The sequence below is a fragment of the Pseudomonas sp. P7758 genome (assembly GCF_013386485.1).
In the GTDB taxonomy this organism is placed as follows: Bacteria; Pseudomonadota; Gammaproteobacteria; order Pseudomonadales; family Pseudomonadaceae; genus Aquipseudomonas.
Map to the genome: position 1 here is coordinate 39,541 of NZ_JACARS010000019.1, position 12,888 is coordinate 52,428.

A 12,888-nucleotide genomic window follows, 5' to 3' on the forward strand; every position below is an offset into this window, starting at 1 on the left:
CGCGTTACGCAGAATCGCCACCATAAGGCCGATCACACGGCTATGGAGAACAGCATGTCCAACAGCTTCCTGAACCCGGTAACAACCCAGACCTGGGCCAATGGTCGGCACATCGTCCGTTGCGTCAAAGTCATCCAGGAAACCTGGGACGTGCGCACCTTCTGCTTTATGGCCGACCAGCCGATCCTGTTCTTTTTCAAGCCCGGGCAGTTCGTCACCCTGGAGCTGGAAATCGACGGCCAGCCGATCATGCGTTCGTACACTATTTCCAGTTCGCCGTCGGTGCCTTACAGCTTTTCGGTGACCATCAAGCGCGTGCCGGGCGGCAAGGTGTCCAACTGGTTGCATGACACGCTGCACGAAGGCCAGGAGCTGGCGGTGCACGGGCCGGTGGGGCTGTTCAATGCCATCGACTTCCCGAGCCCGAAAGTGCTGTACCTCAGTGGTGGTGTCGGTATTACCCCGGTGATGTCCATGGCGCGCTGGTTCTACGACACCAACGCCAACGTCGACATGACGTTTATCCACAGCGCCCGCTCGCCAAAGGACATCATTTACCACCGCGAGCTGGAGCATATGGCGTCGCGGATTGATAACTTCAGCCTGCACCTGATTTGCGAGAAACACGGCCTGGGTGAACCCTGGGCCGGTTATCGCGGTTACCTCAACCACAAGATGCTCGAACTGATGGTGCCGGACTTCCTGGAGCGGGAAGTCTTCTGTTGCGGCCCGACGCCTTACATGAACGCGGTAAAGCGCCTGCTGGAAGCCGCCGGCTTCGACATGGCGCGTTATCACGAAGAATCCTTCGGCGCGACGCCACCGGAAGCCCGGGCCGACGCGGTGGAGCAAGCCGAACAAGCGGCGGATGCACCGGAAATCGACCTGGCGGACCTGCATCAGGTGGAATTCATTGCCTCTGGCAAGAGCATTCGCGTGGCACCGGGCGAGACCGTGCACGCAGCGGCGGCCAAGCTTGGCCTGCTGATTCCGAAAGCTTGCGGCATGGGGATCTGTGGGACGTGCAAGGTGCTGAAGCTGGGCGGGGAGGTCGAGATGGACCACAACGGCGGGATCACCGAGGAAGACGAAGCCGAGGGTTACATCCTGTCGTGCTGCAGCGTGCCGAAGGGTGATGTGCGCATCGAGTTCTAATGATCGTTCCCACGCTCCGCGTGGGAATGCCTCCTTGGACGCTCCGCGTCCCGTCCCGCTGTGTGACGCGGAGCGTCACGGGCTGCATTCCCACGCAGAGCGTGGGAACGATCAGGCTCGGCGCTGGATTTCAATCAGGCCGTCCGGTCCTGCATAGTTACGGACGTTGGAATACCGCCAGCTCGGCCAAGGCCACACAACCCGCTTCACAGGAATCGATCGTTCCCACGCTCCGCGTGGGAATGCCTCCTTGGACGCTCCGCGTCCCGCTGTGTGACGCGGAGCGTCACGGGCTGCATTTCCACGCAGAGCTTGGGAACGATCAGGCCCAGCGCTGAATCTCGATCAGGCCGTCCGGTCCTGCATAGTTACGGACGTTGGAATACCGCCAGCTCGGCCAAGTCCACACAACCCCGCTTCACAGGAATCGATCGTTCCCACGCTCCGCGTGGGAATGCCTCCTTGGACGCTCCGCGTCCCGCTGTGTGACGCGGAGCGTCACGGGCTGCATTCCCACGCAGAGCGTGGGAACGATCAGGCCCAGCGTTGAATTTCAATCAGGCTATCCTGTCCCGCATAGTTGCGGGCGCTGGAATACCGCCGGTGCTCGGCCAAGTCCACACAACCCCGCTTCACAGGAATCGATCGTTCCCACGCTCCGCGTGGGAATGCCTTCTTGGACGCTCCGCGTCCCGTCCCGCTGTGTGACGCGGAGCGTCACGGGCTGCATTCCCACGCAGAGCGTGGGAACGATCAGGCCAAGCGTTGAATTTCAATCAGGCTATCCTGTCCCGCATAGTTGCGGGCGCTGGAATACCGCCAGTGCTCGGCCAAGTCCACACAACCCCGCTTCACAGGAATCGATCGTTCCCACGCTCCGCGTGGGAATGCCTCCTTGGACGCTCTGCGTCCCGCTGTGTGACGCGGAGCGTCACGGGCTGCATTCCCACGCAGAGCGTGGGAACGATCAGGCCCAGCGCTGAATTTCAATCAGGCCATCCTGTCCTGCATAGTTGCGGGCGCTGGAATACCGCCAGTGCTCGGCCAAGTCCACATAACCACGCTTCACAGGGTTGTGGTGAATGTAATCAAGCTTTTGGCGCATCACCGCTTCGCTGTACACCAACTCGGCGTGTGACCCCTCTTGCCATAGCTGATAAATCCGGTCCGTTTTATGCGCCCGTTTGCTGAAACGCAAACGCTGCAACACTCGCTCCGCTCCTCGTTTCTGCAGGTCGTCAATGATGGTTCGAGCGGTGAAGGATTTGAACTGGCTGACACATTTACCCAGGTCAGGTGCTTGAGCGACGAAGTGCAGATGGTTTTCGAGAACGACGTAGCCGTAGAGATTGAAATGTTCGTGGGTTTGTTGATATCGCCAGCAACTCAATAGGTGGCCGACAAGGTAGTCGCGGGTAAATAGCGGTGTCCATTCCATGACAGTGCATGTCAGGAAGTGTGGTTTTTCAGGTTCGGTAATGGTGTAGCGGCTTCTGCCCATCAATTCGTCCTTGAACCGTGGTGTGGCCTGGACGCGGAGCGTCCGGGGAGGCGTTCCCACGCAGAGCGTGGGAACGATCAGTTAGAGGTTATTGGGCATAGATATGCACGACGAAGTGCTGGCCGGATGCTGTCAGTTCATAGACCTTGTCAGTGATCCGCAATGTCCTCGTCGGTTCGCTGATGGTGTCACCGATTTTCGCGGATTTTCTGAATTCGTCCCAGTCGATGACGGTGGTGCTGATAGTGCCTTCGCCTAGCAAGTTGTTTCCGTAGCGTTGCGCTTCCATGGTATTGCCCTCTGCTGGATTTCCGTTTCCGGCCGATTATTCGGCTGGCGGTTAGTCCCGAAAGGCGGCCTTTTCCTTCCGGGTTCCAAGAGGCTAGTCAATGAAAACGAAGTTGGTTGCTGTCAGAAATATCAAAAAACAGTCTCGGCCTTTCGCCATTATCTGAGGGGCTGATGCCTACTTCAGGCGCTCATCACTTCCCGAATATCGGCGGCTAATTCTCTTACGCGCTCTTCCTCGGTATCCCACGCGCACATGAACCGCGCGCCGCCTTTACCGATGAACGTGTAGAAGCGCCAGCCCTTGGCCGTCAGCGCGGCAATTGCCGGTTCCGACAGTTGCAGGAACACGCCGTTGGCCTGGACCGGGAACATCAACTCCACACCCGGGATATCCGCCACCAGGTTGCTGAGCAATTGTGCACAGTGGTTGGCGTGGCGGGCGTGTTTGAGCCAGGCGTCGTTTTCCAGCAGGCCCACCCACGGGGCGGAGAGGAAGCGCATCTTTGAGGCAAGCTGCCCGGCCTGCTTGCAGCGGTAGTCGAAGTCTTCGGCCAGCTTGTGGTTGAAGAACAGGATCGCTTCACCCACGGCCATGCCGTTCTTGGTGCCGCCAAAACACAGCACGTCGACCCCGGCTTTCCAGGTCAGGTCGGCCGGCGAGCAGCCGAGGAATGCGCAGGCGTTGGAGAAGCGTGCGCCGTCCATGTGCAGGTTCAGCCCCAGTTCCTTGCAGGTGACGCTGATGGCGCGGATTTCTTCCGGGGTGTAGACGCTGCCGACTTCGGTGGCCTGGGTCAGGGTCACGACGCGGGGTTTCGGGTAGTGAATGTCCTGGCGCTTGAGGGCGATCTCGCGGATCGACTCCGGGGTCAGCTTGCCGTTTTCGGTGCGGGCGGTGAGCAGCTTGGAGCCGTTGGAGAAAAACTCCGGCGCGCCGCATTCGTCGGTTTCGACGTGGGCGGTTTCCGAGCAGATCACGCTATGGTAGCTCTGGCACAAGGAGGACAGCGCCAGGGAGTTGGCTGCGGTACCGTTGAAGGCGAAGAACACTTCGCAGTCGGTTTCGAACAGTTTGCGGAAACCGTCGGCGGCGCGGTGGGTCCATTCATCATCGCCATAGGCGCGTTGATGGCCCTGGTTGGCGAGTTCCATGGCGGCCCAGGCTTCCGGGCAGATGCCGGAATAGTTGTCGCTGGCGAATTGTTGGCTCTTGTCGGTCATGGCCCAGTCCTGTGGTCGATGTTGGTGCGCACTTTACCCAAGATTGTCGGGCGGGCGCACGCACTGTTAATGCAAAGTCATTGGGGAATTATGCACGGTTCTGAAAGCGTTCCTGTAAGCCGCGTCCGCGATGGCGCCCTGGACCTGCTCAAGTGGCTGGCGCTGCTGAGTATGGTGCTGGACCACCTGCGGTATGTCGGTTTGAGCCTGGACGGGCTGTATGTGCCGGGGCGCCTGGCGTTCCCGTGGTTTTGCCTGGCGATCGCGGCGAATTTGCATCGGGTCAAGGACGCGCCGGTGACGGGGCAATGGCGCTATCTGAGCTGGTTGCTGCTGTTCAGTGTGATCAGTGAGGTGCCGTACCGGATGTTCATTGACGACGCCGATACGCTGAACGTGCTGCCGACCCTGGCGCTGGGTTTGCTGGTTGCCCGGGGATGGCAGCAGAAGACGGTTATTGATCGAGGATTGGCGTTGATCGCGCTGGTTTTGGCGGGGTTTTTCTCGGCGCAGCTGATGTTCGGTTTCTTTGGCGTACTGCTGCCGTTGGCGATGCTGCTGGTGTTTCGCCGGCCGTGGTACTTCAGCGTGCTGCCGGGTGTGGTGTGCCTGGCTGCCAATCAATGGCAGATCCTGCTCAATAGCGGCACGCTGGTGGCGATGCTGGGATTGGCGACATGCCTGATTGCGCCGCTGGCCGGATTGGTCTTGTTGCGACATGCCGGGCAGGTATCGCCACCGGCCATGCGGCGCTGGGCGTATGCGCTTTATCCGGCGCATTTCCTGCTGCTGCTACTCCTTCGAAAGATCATCGCCTAACCCCTTGTAGGAGCGAGCTTGCTCGCGAAAAACGTCAACGATTACGAGGGCTGTCTGGATGCGCGCGGCGCCCTCAGGTTTTTCGCGAGCAAGCTCGCTCCTACAAATGCCGGGGGCCATGTCGTAAACGCACCTTTGCGTGGCGTCCATAGGCATTTGACCTCTCTGCGCCAGCCCTACCATCGCATCAAAGGGCCCCTCCGTCGTGCGGCGGCCCCAACAATACGATTGGCGCACCGCCGCCGCTGGGAGAGACGCGATGTTCAGCAAGCAAGACCAGATCCAGGGTTATGACGATGCACTGCTGGCGGCCATGAATGCCGAGGAGCAGCGCCAGGAAGATCATATCGAGCTGATCGCGTCAGAGAACTACACCAGCAAGCGTGTCATGGAAGCCCAGGGCAGCGGCCTCACCAACAAGTACGCCGAAGGTTACCCGGGCAAGCGTTACTACGGCGGCTGCGAGCACGTGGACAAGGTCGAAGTGCTCGCCATCGAGCGTGCCAAGCAGCTGTTCGGTGCCGATTACGCCAACGTGCAGCCGCACTCCGGTTCGTCCGCCAACAGCGCGGTTTACCTGGCGCTGTTGAACGCCGGCGACACCATCCTCGGCATGAGCCTGGCCCACGGCGGCCACCTGACCCACGGCGCCAAGGTGTCGTCCTCGGGCAAGCTGTACAACGCGGTGCAATACGGCATCGACACCAACACCGGGCTGATCGACTACGACGAAGTCGAGCGCCTGGCCGTGGAGCACAAGCCGAAGATGATCGTGGCGGGTTTTTCCGCCTACTCCAAGACCCTGGATTTCCCGCGCTTTCGCCAGATCGCCGACAAGGTCGGTGCGCTGCTGTTCGTCGACATGGCCCACGTCGCCGGCCTGGTGGCCGCCGGTCTGTACCCGAACCCGCTGCCCTACGCCGATGTGGTCACCACCACCACCCACAAGACCCTGCGCGGTCCACGTGGCGGGTTGATCCTGGCCAAGTCCAACGAAGAAATTGAAAAGAAACTCAACTCTGCGGTATTCCCGGGCGCCCAGGGCGGCCCGCTGATGCACGTGATCGCCGGCAAGGCGGTGTGCTTCAAGGAAGCCCAGGAACCAGGTTTCAAGGCCTATCAACAGCAAGTGATCGACAACGCCCAGGCCATGGCCGGCGTGTTTATCAAACGCGGCTACGATGTAGTGTCCGGCGGCACCGATAACCACCTGTTCCTGGTCAGCCTGATCCGTCAGGGCCTCACCGGCAAAGAGGCGGACGCCGCCCTCGGTCGCGCTCACATCACCGTCAACAAGAACGCCGTGCCCAACGACCCGCAGTCGCCGTTCGTGACCTCGGGCCTGCGTATCGGCACGCCGGCGGTGACCACACGCGGCTTCAAAGTGACCCAATGCCTGGAGTTGGCCGGCTGGATCTGCGACATCCTCGACAACCTCGGCGACGCCGATGTGGAGGCCAACGTCGCCAAGCATGTGGCCGCCCTGTGCGCTGATTTCCCGGTTTATCGCTGAGCGCGGTTTTGGAGTAATGACTATGCAACGCTACTCGGGCTTCGGCCTCTTCAAGCACTCACTCAGCCACCACGAAAACTGGCAGAAGATGTGGCGCACGCCCACCCCGAAAAAGGTCTACGACGTGGTCATCGTCGGCGGCGGCGGGCATGGTCTGGCGACGGCTTACTACCTGGCCAAGGAGCACGGCATCACCAACGTGGCGGTGGTCGAGAAAGGCTGGCTGGGCGGCGGTAACACCGCGCGCAACACCACCATCGTGCGGTCCAACTACCTGTGGGACGAGTCGGCGCACCTGTACGAGCACGCGATGAAACTCTGGGAAGGTTTGTCCCAGGATTTGAACTACAACGTGATGTTCTCCCAGCGTGGCGTCTACAACCTGTGCCACACCCTGCAGGATATCCGTGACTCCGAGCGTCGCGTCAGCGCCAACCGCCTAAACGGTGTGGACGGCGAACTGCTCAACGCCAAACAAGTGGCCGATGAGATTCCGTACCTCGACTGCTCCAAGAACACTCGCTACCCGGTCATGGGCGCCACCGTGCAACGGCGCGGCGGCGTGGCCCGTCACGATGCCGTGGCCTGGGGCTTTGCCCGCGCCGCTGACGCACTGGGCGTGGACCTGATCCAGCAGACCGAAGTGATCGGTTTCCGCAAGGAAAACGGTGTGTGCATCGGCGTGGAAACCAACAAAGGCTTCATCGGCGCCAAGCGCGTCGGCGTGGTGACGGCGGGTAACTCCGGCCACATGGCATCCCTGGCGGGCTTCCGCCTGCCGATCGAATCCCACCCGCTGCAAGCACTGGTGTCGGAGCCGATCAAACCCATCATCGACAGCGTGATCATGTCCAACGCCGTGCACGGTTACATCAGCCAGTCCGACAAGGGCGACCTGGTGATCGGCGCCGGTATCGACGGCTACAACGGCTATGGCCAGCGCGGCTCGTACCCGGTGATCGAGCACACCATCCAGGCCATCGTAGAGATGTTCCCGGTGCTGTCCCGCGTGCGCATGAACCGCCAGTGGGGCGGCATCGTCGACACCACGCCGGATGCCTGCCCGATCATCTCCAAGACCCCGGTCCCGAACATGTTCTTCAACTGCGGTTGGGGCACCGGTGGTTTTAAAGCGACTCCAGGCTCAGGCAACGTATTTGCCGCGAGCCTCGCCAAGGGTGAAATGCACCCATTGGCAGCTCCATTCTCCATCGACCGTTTCCACAACGGCGCGCTGATCGACGAACACGGCGCTGCGGCCGTCGCCCACTAACAGGAGAAATTCCCTATGTTGCATATCTTCTGTCCTCACTGTGGCGAACTGCGCTCCGAAGAGGAATTCCACGCCTCCGGCCAAGCGCACATCCCGCGCCCACTGGACCCGAACACCTGCACCGACGAGGAGTGGGGCGACTACATGTTCTTCCGCGACAACCCGCGCGGCCTGCACCACGAACTGTGGATTCACGCTGCCGGTTGCCGCCAGTATTTCAACGCGACCCGCGACACCGTGACCTACGAAATTCTTGAAACCTACAAGATAGGCACCAAGCCGCAATTCACCGCCAAGGCTTCTGGAGAGAAGGTATGAGCCAGATCAATCGCCTGTCCAACGGTGGCCGGATCGACCGCAACAAAGCCCTGAGCTTCACCTTCAACGGCCAGAGCTACAAAGGCTTTGAAGGCGACACATTGGCCGCTGCGCTGCTGGCCAACGGCGTCGACATCATCGGTCGCAGCTTCAAGTATTCCCGCCCGCGCGGCATCTTCGCCGCCGGTGCCGAAGAGCCGAACGCGGTGCTGCAGATCGGCGCCACCGAAGCCACGCAAATCCCCAACGTGCGCGCCACGCAACAGGCGCTGTACCAGGGTTTGGTCGCCACCAGCACCAACGGCTGGCCGAGCGTGAACAACGACATGATGGGCATTCTCGGCAAGGTCGGCGGCAAGCTGATGCCGCCGGGTTTCTACTACAAAACCTTCATGTACCCGCAATCGTTCTGGATGACTTACGAGAAGTACATCCGTAAGGCAGCCGGTCTTGGCCGCTCGCCGACCGAGAACGATCCGGACACCTACGACTACATGAACCGTCATTGCGACGTGCTGATTGTGGGCGCGGGCCCTGCCGGCCTGGCGGCTGCGTTGGCGGCTGCCCGCAGTGGCGCCCGGGTGATCATCGCGGACGAACAGGAAGAGTTCGGCGGCTCCTTGCTGGATTCCCGCGAAAGCCTCGATGGCAAGCCGGCGGCTGAATGGGTTGCCAGTGTGATTGCTGAACTCAAGGCCCTGCCGGACGTGGTGCTGCTGCCTCGCGCCACCGTCAACGGTTACCACGACCATAACTTCCTGACCATTCACGAACGCCTCACCGACCACCTCGGTGACCGTGCGCCGATCGGCCAGGTGCGTCAGCGTATCCACCGGGTTCGCGCCAAGCGTGTCGTGTTGGCCACCGGTGCTTGCGAGCGTCCGCTGGTGTACGGCAACAACGACGTACCGGGCAACATGCTGGCGGGAGCGGTCTCCACTTACGTGCGTCGCTACGGCGTGGCACCGGGCAAGAAGCTGGTGCTGTCCACCAACAACGATCACGCCTACCGCGTGGCGCTGGACTGGTTCGACGCCGGCCTCAGCGTTGTCGCCGTAGCCGATGCCCGCCACAACCCACGGGGCGCGCTGGTTGAAGAGGCGCGTGCCAAAGGCATTCGCATCCTCACCGGCAGCGCCGTGATCGAGGCCCGTGGCAGCAAGCACGTCACTGGTGCCCGTGTTGCGGCCATCGATGTCAAAGCTCATAAAGTCACCAGCCCCGGCGAGTGGCTGGAGTGCGACCTGGTCGCCAGCTCCGGCGGCTACAGCCCGGTGGTCCACCTGGCCTCGCACCTGGGCGGCAAGCCGACCTGGCGTGAAGACATCCTCGGTTTTGTACCGGGCGAAGCACCGCAGAAACGCGTGTGCGTCGGTGGCATCAATGGCGTCTACGGCCTCGGCGATTCCCTGGCCGACGGTTTTGAAGGTGGCGTGCGCGCTGCCAGCGAAGCCGGGTTTGCGCCGGTGGAAGGTACGCTGCCCAAAGCCTTGAGCCGTCTGGAAGAACCGACCCTGGCGCTGTTCCAGGTACCTCACGAGAAAGCTACCGCACGGGCGCCGAAGCAATTTGTCGACCTGCAGAATGACGTCACCGCGGCCGCCATCGAACTCGCCACCCGCGAGGGTTTCGAGTCGGTGGAGCACGTCAAGCGCTACACCGCACTGGGCTTCGGCACTGACCAGGGCAAGCTCGGCAACGTCAACGGCCTGGCCATCGCGGCCCGTTCGCTGAATGTGACCATCCCGCAGATGGGCACTACCATGTTCCGTCCCAACTACACGCCGGTAACCTTCGGCGCGGTAGCAGGCCGGCACTGTGGGCACATCTTCGAGCCGCTGCGCTACACCGCGCTGCAAGCCTGGCACGTGAAAAACGGCGCCGAGTTTGAGGACGTCGGCCAGTGGAAACGCCCATGGTATTTCCCGCGCAACGGTGAAGACCTGCACGCCGCAGTGAAGCGCGAATGCCTGGCCGTGCGTGACAGCGTCGGCCTGCTGGACGCGTCCACCCTCGGCAAGATCGACATCCAGGGCCCGGATGCCCGCGAGTTCCTCAACCGCATCTACAGCAACGCCTGGACCAAGCTCGACGTGGGCAAGGCCCGCTACGGCCTGATGTGCAAGGAAGACGGCATGGTCTTCGACGACGGCGTGACTGCCTGCCTCGCCGACAACCACTTCCTGATGACCACCACCACCGGCGGCGCAGCACGCGTACTCCAGTGGCTGGAAATCTACCAGCAGACCGAATGGCCGGACCTCAAGGTGTACTTCACCTCGGTCACCGACCATTGGGCAACCATGACTTTGTCCGGCCCCAACAGCCGCAAGCTGCTGAGCGAAGTCACCGACATCGACCTGGACAAGGACGGCTTCCCGTTCATGACCTGGAAAGAAGGCCTGGTAGGCGGCGTGCCGGCACGGGTGTTCCGGATTTCGTTTACCGGTGAGTTGTCGTACGAAGTCAACGTGCAGGCCGACTACGCCATGGGTGTGCTCGAGAAAATCGTCGAGGCCGGCAAGCAGTACAACCTGACCCCGTACGGCACCGAAACCATGCACGTGCTGCGGGCCGAGAAGGGTTTCATCATCGTTGGCCAGGATACCGACGGCTCGATGACCCCGGACGACCTGAACATGGGCTGGTGTGTAGGCCGCACCAAACCGTTCTCGTGGCTCGGCTGGCGCGGGATGAATCGCGAGGATTGCGTGCGTGAAGACCGCAAGCAGCTTGTCGGACTCAAGCCGATCGACCCGAACGTGTGGCTGCCGGAAGGCGCGCAGTTGGTGTTCGACGCCAAGCAGACGATCCCGATGAAGATGGTCGGCCACGTCACCTCCAGTTATGCCCACAACTCCCTCGGTTATTCGTTTGCCATGGGCGTGGTGAAGGGCGGCTTGAAGCGCATCGGCGAGCGGGTGTTTGCACCGCTGGCGGATGGCAGCGTGATCGAGGCGGAGATTGTTTCTTCGGTGTTCTTTGATCCTAAAGGCGATCGTCAGAACATCTGACACCTGATCGTTCCCACGCTCCGCGTGGGAATGCATCCCGGGGCGCTCTGCGCCCCAAGAGCGGACGCAGAGCGTCCATGGCGGCATTCCCACGCAGAGCGTGGGAACGATCAAATTCAACACAGGTGCTTTATGACAGCAGCCAATGTTTACCAACAACGCCCCACCTCCGGAGCCAAGGCCGAGTCGTCGCTGCACCATGCCGACCTCGCCAGCCTGGTAGGCAAGGGCCGCAAGAACGCCGGCGTGACCGTGCGTGAAAAGAAACTGCTGGGCCACCTGACCATTCGTGGCGATGGCCATGACGCAGCCTTCGCCGCCGGTGTGCACAAAGCCTTGGGTATCGAATTGCCCGGTGCCCTGCAAGTCATCGTCAAGGGTGAGACCAGCCTGCAATGGCTCGGTCCGGATGAGTGGTTGCTGGTAGTGCCAGGCGGTGAGGAATTCGCCGCCGAGAAAAGCTTGCGTGAGGCGCTGGGTGATTTGCATATCCAGGTCGTCAACGTCAGCGGCGGCCAGCAGATTCTCGAACTCAGCGGCCCCAACGTGCGCGATGTGCTGATGAAATCCACCAGCTACGACGTGCACCCCAACAGCTTCCCGGTGGGCAAGGCGGTGGGCACGGTGTTCGCCAAGTCGCAATTGGTGATTCGCCATACTGCTGAAGACACCTGGGAGCTGGTGATTCGTCGCAGCTTCTCGGATTACTGGTGGCTGTGGTTGCAGGATGCGGCGGCTGAGTATGGTTTAAGCGTCCAGGCCTGATCGTTCCCACGCTCCGCGTGGGAATGCATCCCGGGACGCTCCGCGTCCCAAGAGCGGACGCAGAGCGTCCATTGCGGCGTTCCCACGCAGAGCGTGGGAACGATCAAGGAGTCACGAATAATGAGCCGCGTACCCGATACATGGATTTTGACCGCCGACTGCCCCAGCGTGCTCGGCACGGTGGACGCGGTCACTCGCTACCTGTTCGAGCAGGGCTGCTACGTCACTGAGCACCACTCCTTCGATGACCGGCTCTCGGGCCGGTTCTTCATCCGCGTGGAGTTCCGCCAGCCCGATGGTTTCGACGAACAAGCCTTCCGCGATGGCCTGGCCACCCGTGGCGAAGCCTTCGGCATGATCTTCGAACTGACCGCGCCGAACTACCGGCCGAAAGTGGTGATCATGGTCTCCAAGGCCGATCACTGCCTCAACGATTTGCTCTACCGCCAGCGCATCGGCCAACTGTCGATGGACGTGGTCGCCGTAGTCTCCAACCACCCGGACCTCAAGCCCCTGGCCGACTGGCACCAGATTCCCTATTACCACTTTCCCCTGGACCCCAACGACAAGCCGTCGCAGGAGCGCCAGGTGTGGCAGGTGATCGAAGAGTCCGGCGCCGAGCTGGTGATTCTTGCGCGCTACATGCAAGTGCTGTCGCCGGAGCTGTGCCGCAAGCTTGACGGTAAAGCCATCAACATCCACCACTCCCTGCTGCCCGGTTTCAAGGGCGCCAAGCCGTATCACCAGGCCTACAACAAGGGGGTGAAACTGGTGGGCGCCACTGCGCATTACATCAATAACGATTTGGACGAAGGCCCGATTATCGCCCAGGGCGTGGAGGTGGTGGACCACAGTCACTATCCGGAAGATTTGATTGCCAAGGGACGGGATATCGAAGGCCTGACCCTGGCCCGGGCCGTGGGGTATCACATTGAGCGGCGGGTGTTCTTGAACGCCAATCGGACAGTGGTGCTCTGATGGACGCCTTCGCGAGCAAGCCCGCTCCCACAGTTGACCG

The 12,888-nt window shown here is 61.5% G+C and carries 11 protein-coding genes and 1 pseudogene; 9 read left to right on the forward strand and 3 right to left on the reverse strand.

Features of this window, described 5'->3' with window-relative positions; translation table 11 throughout:
- Positions 1-54 precede the first annotated feature (54 nt).
- On the forward strand, positions 55-1,155 hold the full coding sequence (gene gbcB / locus HX873_RS05580) for a glycine-betaine demethylase subunit GbcB (RefSeq protein WP_003216947.1): 1,101 nt from the start codon (positions 55-57) through the stop codon (positions 1,153-1,155).
- A gap of 967 nt (positions 1,156-2,122) precedes the next feature.
- Here gbcB and HX873_RS05590 read toward each other — a convergent pair.
- The 3 genes from HX873_RS05590 to HX873_RS05600 form a co-directional block, all read right to left on the reverse strand.
- Positions 2,123-2,656 (reverse strand): hypothetical protein, encoded by a 534-nt coding sequence (locus HX873_RS05590; protein WP_008434329.1) that lies wholly within the window; start codon positions 2,654-2,656, stop codon positions 2,123-2,125.
- An 88-nt stretch (positions 2,657-2,744) separates the two neighbouring features.
- On the reverse strand, positions 2,745-2,945 hold the full coding sequence (locus HX873_RS05595) for a hypothetical protein (protein ID WP_003209176.1): 201 nt from the start codon (positions 2,943-2,945) through the stop codon (positions 2,745-2,747).
- A 182-nt stretch (positions 2,946-3,127) separates the two neighbouring features.
- Positions 3,128-4,168 (reverse strand): low specificity L-threonine aldolase, encoded by a 1,041-nt coding sequence (locus HX873_RS05600; protein ID WP_087694760.1) that lies wholly within the window; start codon positions 4,166-4,168, stop codon positions 3,128-3,130.
- 90 nt (positions 4,169-4,258) lie between these two features.
- Between HX873_RS05600 and HX873_RS05605 the strand changes: the two genes are divergently transcribed.
- The 8 genes and pseudogenes from HX873_RS05605 to purU all read left to right on the forward strand — a co-directional run bounded on the left by HX873_RS05605 (position 4,259) and on the right by purU (position 12,848).
- A complete protein-coding gene (locus HX873_RS05605; RefSeq protein WP_177122463.1) occupies positions 4,259-4,987 on the forward strand; it encodes a TraX family protein in 729 nt (242 codons plus the stop codon).
- An 18-nt stretch (positions 4,988-5,005) separates the two neighbouring features.
- Positions 5,006-5,092 (forward strand): annotated as a pseudogene (locus tag HX873_RS31725) (outer membrane lipoprotein carrier protein LolA); the annotation flags it as partial.
- A 154-nt stretch (positions 5,093-5,246) separates the two neighbouring features.
- Positions 5,247-6,500, forward strand: a complete 1,254-nt coding sequence (glyA, locus tag HX873_RS05610) for a serine hydroxymethyltransferase (RefSeq protein ID WP_087694757.1) — start codon at positions 5,247-5,249, stop codon at positions 6,498-6,500.
- Positions 6,501-6,522: 22 nt separating this feature from the next.
- On the forward strand, positions 6,523-7,773 hold the full coding sequence (locus HX873_RS05615) for a sarcosine oxidase subunit beta (RefSeq protein WP_003209185.1): 1,251 nt from the start codon (positions 6,523-6,525) through the stop codon (positions 7,771-7,773).
- A gap of 15 nt (positions 7,774-7,788) precedes the next feature.
- A complete protein-coding gene (locus HX873_RS05620) occupies positions 7,789-8,091 on the forward strand; it encodes a sarcosine oxidase subunit delta (RefSeq protein WP_003209187.1) in 303 nt (100 codons plus the stop codon).
- On the forward strand, positions 8,088-11,105 hold the full coding sequence (locus HX873_RS05625) for a sarcosine oxidase subunit alpha (RefSeq protein WP_177122464.1): 3,018 nt from the start codon (positions 8,088-8,090) through the stop codon (positions 11,103-11,105). The genes HX873_RS05620 and HX873_RS05625 overlap by 4 nt, the downstream gene beginning before the upstream one ends.
- Before the next feature lie 132 nt (positions 11,106-11,237).
- Positions 11,238-11,870 (forward strand): sarcosine oxidase subunit gamma, encoded by a 633-nt coding sequence (locus tag HX873_RS05630; RefSeq protein WP_102604381.1) that lies wholly within the window; start codon positions 11,238-11,240, stop codon positions 11,868-11,870.
- Between the two features lie 120 nt (positions 11,871-11,990).
- Positions 11,991-12,848 carry a formyltetrahydrofolate deformylase gene (gene purU / locus HX873_RS05635; protein ID WP_003209192.1) on the forward strand — a complete coding sequence of 286 codons (858 nt, stop codon included), beginning with the start codon at positions 11,991-11,993 and terminating at the stop codon, positions 12,846-12,848.
- The last annotated feature ends 40 nt before the right edge of the window (positions 12,849-12,888 follow it).

What these genes read in the sequence shown, in the direction of transcription:
- gbcB (WP_003216947.1), top strand. Translation starts at nt 55, where the DNA reads ATGTCCAACAGCTTCCTGAACCCGGTAACAACCCAGACCTGGGCCAAT.
- HX873_RS05590 (WP_008434329.1), bottom strand. Translation starts at nt 2,656, where the DNA reads ATGGGCAGAAGCCGCTACACCATTACCGAACCTGAAAAACCACACTTC.
- HX873_RS05595 (WP_003209176.1), bottom strand. Translation starts at nt 2,945, where the DNA reads ATGGAAGCGCAACGCTACGGAAACAACTTGCTAGGCGAAGGCACTATC.
- HX873_RS05600 (WP_087694760.1), bottom strand. Translation starts at nt 4,168, where the DNA reads ATGACCGACAAGAGCCAACAATTCGCCAGCGACAACTATTCCGGCATC.
- HX873_RS05605 (WP_177122463.1), top strand. Translation starts at nt 4,259, where the DNA reads ATGCACGGTTCTGAAAGCGTTCCTGTAAGCCGCGTCCGCGATGGCGCC.
- glyA (WP_087694757.1), top strand. Translation starts at nt 5,247, where the DNA reads ATGTTCAGCAAGCAAGACCAGATCCAGGGTTATGACGATGCACTGCTG.
- HX873_RS05615 (WP_003209185.1), top strand. Translation starts at nt 6,523, where the DNA reads ATGCAACGCTACTCGGGCTTCGGCCTCTTCAAGCACTCACTCAGCCAC.
- HX873_RS05620 (WP_003209187.1), top strand. Translation starts at nt 7,789, where the DNA reads ATGTTGCATATCTTCTGTCCTCACTGTGGCGAACTGCGCTCCGAAGAG.
- HX873_RS05625 (WP_177122464.1), top strand. Translation starts at nt 8,088, where the DNA reads ATGAGCCAGATCAATCGCCTGTCCAACGGTGGCCGGATCGACCGCAAC.
- HX873_RS05630 (WP_102604381.1), top strand. Translation starts at nt 11,238, where the DNA reads ATGACAGCAGCCAATGTTTACCAACAACGCCCCACCTCCGGAGCCAAG.
- purU (WP_003209192.1), top strand. Translation starts at nt 11,991, where the DNA reads ATGAGCCGCGTACCCGATACATGGATTTTGACCGCCGACTGCCCCAGC.